4 protein-coding genes are annotated in these 4,329 nt (G+C 45.2%); 3 read left to right on the top strand and 1 reads right to left on the bottom strand.

Annotated features, from left to right (window positions below; genetic code table 11):
* Positions 1-258: 258 nt before the first annotated feature.
* Positions 259-1,314 (bottom strand): metallophosphoesterase, encoded by a 1,056-nt coding sequence (locus KDK14_RS00790; RefSeq protein WP_257263111.1) that lies wholly within the window; start codon positions 1,312-1,314, stop codon positions 259-261.
* A gap of 439 nt (positions 1,315-1,753) precedes the next feature.
* On the opposite strand from KDK14_RS00790, the gene KDK14_RS00785 reads away from it, so the two are divergent.
* The 3 genes from KDK14_RS00785 (at position 1,754) to KDK14_RS00775 (ending at position 4,228) form a co-directional block, all read left to right on the top strand.
* Entirely contained in the window at positions 1,754-2,257 is a 504-nt protein-coding gene (locus tag KDK14_RS00785) for a DUF3015 domain-containing protein (protein ID WP_257263110.1), read from the top strand.
* A 67-nt stretch (positions 2,258-2,324) separates the two neighbouring features.
* Positions 2,325-3,644 (top strand): DUF4105 domain-containing protein, encoded by a 1,320-nt coding sequence (locus KDK14_RS00780; RefSeq protein WP_257263109.1) that lies wholly within the window; start codon positions 2,325-2,327, stop codon positions 3,642-3,644.
* Positions 3,641-4,228, top strand: a complete 588-nt coding sequence (locus KDK14_RS00775) for a hypothetical protein (RefSeq protein WP_257263108.1) — start codon at positions 3,641-3,643, stop codon at positions 4,226-4,228. Before KDK14_RS00780 ends, KDK14_RS00775 begins: the two co-directional genes overlap by 4 nt.
* Positions 4,229-4,329 lie beyond the last annotated feature (101 nt).

Here is a 4,329-nt window from a genome sequence, read left to right as displayed (position 1 = left end):
TATTCCTTACCAGCTTGGTGGGCTGGTTTGGCTGGGTTCACAGAATAGTTACAAAAATTTTCAGGCGATTGTTGTAACCTGTTGATTTTCAAGTTCTTTGTTTATGTCAGACTATGCCAAACTTTACTTAAACAGCCAATGATCTTTTGGAACCATCAACGTCATGTGGTATGAAATCCATGAGAGTGATTTCGACAAAGAAACCGGGCGATTAGCAGATTAGTCATCAGATTTGGGGGCAACAAGCCCCCAGATTATTTACTGCTGTTTCTCTTGCCTGTCTTGTTCAGGGTCTGCAAAGCTCACATCAATAATATTAATTTGACCACTGGTGCCAAATCGGTAGGGCATTTGCCATGGCCCAACGATTTTCCACCAACCCACGCCAACACCAGCGCTGACGATAGTATGTAGCCCGTCGATAACTTTATGGCCAACGACGTTCGGGTACATTCGACGCAAGATCAGATTATAAGGGAAGAACTGGCCAGCATGAGTGTGACCGGAAACCTGTAGATCGGCCTTGTTCTCAATGCTTTCAGGTATCGAGACGGGATTATGGTCAAAGACAATGGTCGGATCACTGGCTTGAACATTGTCGCGCTCATAAATTTCTTTCAGACTCATCCGATGGGTAACGGCAAACTTATTACCGATGTCATCACGGCCAATTAAGCGAATGCCATCAATAGTGAGTACCTCATCGTGCAGAATCTCAATTCCTGAATTCTTGATAAAGGCAACATTACCATCCACATCGTTACCGTAGTATTCATGATTGCCAAGAATCGCATAGACACCATGTTTTGCTGTTAATTCAGCAAAAACTTTTTTGTATCCCTCATTAACGTTGGTATGGCTATCCTGAAAAATATCGCCACCAAACACAATGATGTCGGGATTTTCAGCATTAATCTTCTCTACCATATCCACAAAAAGGTGTTTGTTGGACGTTGGCATAAGATGGAGGTCGCTAATAAAGGCGATACGCAGCTGTTCTCTATCTGCGATTTTGTTCATAGTGATTTGAGTATGAACGACATCGGTATAACGATAGTTGATATAGCCGATGACAGTCACCGCGCATAGCGAAGCGGCAATAATCCACTTTCTAAGATAGACGGGCACAGGCTTTATCAGATAATGAACGATCAGCAGTATCAGTACAGTAAACAGCAAGTAGTGTGCAAGATAGACATAATTACCAAAAAACAGGCCATACAACTCGTTTTCAACAATGAGATTCTTTCTGATATACGCCAGTGGCAAGATGCCAAAAAACAGCAGCACGCTGGTCAAAAACAGCTTAAACAACTGATAACCCTCGGAGATTGATGAATTTTCAATGCTAGAAAGCAGCCAAACGCAGATAATGTCAACAGAGTAGCCGCCTTCTCAACGATTATCTAACAATTGTTGCGTAAATATTGACTGGCAGTATTAATGGCAAACCCGGTTAACATGATAACAAAGAAAATAACAGCCAGAATAAACAGTGCGGTATCAGCACTTGTACTTGATATAGGCATTAAACTTTCACTACCCTGATGGGGGTCATCGTTAGGCTTGCGATGATATTCAGACTGGTGAATTCTGTCGTTAAATTTATTTAAACCACCAAATACCTGAACGATTGCATTGTATTTCCGCGGCCTGATAAGTATTGTTACATACTAAGCTTTTGTATATGCCATACGGACAGCTTATGCGAGAGTTTGACTCAAATCAGAATGATCATCAGGGAAGCCTATCAATGTTAAAATTTCCAGTCATTGCCTATGCACTCCTGTGCGTTGCCACATCTGTAAGCGCTGCCGACAAGCCGGTTGGATCCGGCCCTAACCCATATTCAGATTGTGGTATTGGCGCCGCTCTTTTTTCCGAAGGCCCTGTGTGGGCTGCGGTAACCTCAAATGTCATCTGGGATATTGGATCAACGGCTTTGACTTCTGCAACCATGAGCCCTGAAACATGTAATGGCAGCAAAGTAAAAACGGCACAATTCATTATTGATAATTACGACAATCTGGCCGAAGAAACGGCACTTGGACAGGGTGAGCATTTGACCGCAATGTTGACTGTGCGGGGGTGTCAGGCATCGGCCCACCCGACGATTGTTCAGTCTATCCGCAAAGACATGGTGGGTAACGTGACAGCTGCCAGCTATTCAACTCTCTCTGATGTGGAAAAAGCCACTCAATATTATCAGGCGATGGATGCAGGTGTTGCCAGTGTAGCGGATAGCTGCTCCGCCTGATCTGATGTCTGGCGTTGTCTGGGCAGCGCCAGTTAATACCTCAGTCAAACCATAAGACCTGTAAGCAGTGACTAAACCTATTCTCTCTCTTTGCCTGTTGCTTTTATCGCTGTCTTCTTCTGCTGCTGTGCCTGAAACCTCCTCTGTTAATCCTTATATTCATCTTGCTACCATTCAAAAGTTATCAAAAACCGATACATGGAAAAAATTGCTGGTTTATGAACCATCCGGCTTATTGGGTGCAGAAGTTGAAAGTGCAATCCAGACCAAAGAATTCTTCCTGGCTCCCGATGGTCGAACCAACCCGGAAGCTGAACTACTGGCAACACTACATGCATTCACACAGCCAGTGGGCGGTGACCCTGACTCTCACGCACAATGTCGTTTTCCTGCAAGGTATCAGTGGCTCAAGTCTGAACTTGGTTTAACAGATGAATCAGTGACGTCTATTCACTGTCCTGAATTTTCTGAATGGTCCGAGTACGGTGATGCAAAATCACTAAGCATTATTTTTGCCTCGGGGTACCTGGGTAACCCGGCATCTTATTATGGCCACACCCTGCTGAAGCTGAACTCAAAAGACAAGGACCGTACTCAGCTATTGGATACCAGTGTCAATTTTGGAGCCATTGTAGAAGATGGCGAAGACCCGGTCAGTTACATTTTCAAGGGCTTGTTTGGCGGATATAAAGGAGGCTTCAGCCATGCTGAATACTATTTTCATAATCAGAATTACGGGGAGCTGGAACTGCGTGACCTCTGGGAGTATGAACTGGATTTAACACCTGAACAGGTCGATTTTGTTCTCGCCCATACATGGGAAGTCATGGGTAAGGAATACCAATACTTTTTCCTGAATAAAAATTGCTCATTTCGTCTTGGGGAATTGCTTGAGATTATCGATGGAGTGAAAGCCAACCCTGATAATGATTTTTGGGTGATACCGCAATCTCAAATTCTGGAACTGGACAAAGCCACATTAAACGGCAAACCCCTGGTAAAAGCGATTACTTTTCAGCCATCAAGGCAGTTCCGTCTCTATAGTCGTTTTCGCACGCTTCAGGACCGACACAAAAACATGGTTGCAGAAGCCATTGCCAACCCGCACATACTCAATACGGATATTTTCCAGTCAGAACCCATGGACGACAGGTTTTTAATATTGGATACCCTGCTTGATTATTATCAGTTCCTTGGTCAGACCGCTTCAAAGGACGATAAACACGCCATTAAGCTGGCCTATCACAATGTATTGGCACACGCTACACTCTTCCTCCCGGTGGCAGTAATCCCACCTATGAAAGGCCTGTCTCGCCCGATGAAGGGCGCGACCCAGGCCTTGTTCAACTTGGGCTACGTTACGATGACGATCTTGGCGGTGGTATGACGTTGAATATTCGTCCTGCTTATTATGACAGTCTGGATGGAGGGGCAGAACATGCTGAGTTTGGTGAGCTGATTATGGGCCAGGTTGAACTGTCCATATTTGACGGAAAAATCATTGTGGATGGTGTGGACTTTGTCAGTATTCAGAGCCTCGCAACAGAAGCGACCGGGCTTCCCGGTGATGGGTATGATGCGTGGAGACTGAAAGCGGGTTTACAGCCTGCCCGGCCCGACTGTTCAGAAACCTGCCTGACACTTCAGCTAGAGGGCGACAGGGGATACACGGCAATGGCAACCAATGACCTGGCTCTCTCCGGATTTGTTGGTGCTGCCGTTCGTGACAACAGGCAAGGGGCCGGAAATCTGGAAGGCCGCATCACTGTCAATGCCGTGGCCAGCGTCTCTGAACGGATAAATGCGCTTTTTGAATACCAGCATAAGAAGCAAATTGATGGCTCCAGATCAGACCACAACAGCTTCCGCTTTGATACCCGATATCAGATTAGCAAAAACCGGGAGTTAAGGTTTTCCTATGAATATGAAGAAAGTGATGAATTCACCGTGCTTTTCGGACATTACTGGTAGTGACAATTAACAGGTAAATGGCGTATTCCTTTCTGACACTCCCCGTCCTATCGGGCTGTCTCTTAGTCACAAATTCTATACTTGACTTATCCTTTCTGAGA

The organism is Endozoicomonas sp. ONNA2 (assembly GCF_024606365.1).
Taxonomy (GTDB): domain Bacteria; phylum Pseudomonadota; class Gammaproteobacteria; order Pseudomonadales; family Endozoicomonadaceae; genus Endozoicomonas.
This window is presented reverse-complemented; position numbering and strand designations above follow the sequence as displayed.

What these genes read in the sequence shown, in the direction of transcription:
- KDK14_RS00775 (WP_257263108.1), top strand. Translation starts at nt 3,641, where the DNA reads ATGACGTTGAATATTCGTCCTGCTTATTATGACAGTCTGGATGGAGGG.
- KDK14_RS00785 (WP_257263110.1), top strand. Translation starts at nt 1,754, where the DNA reads ATGTTAAAATTTCCAGTCATTGCCTATGCACTCCTGTGCGTTGCCACA.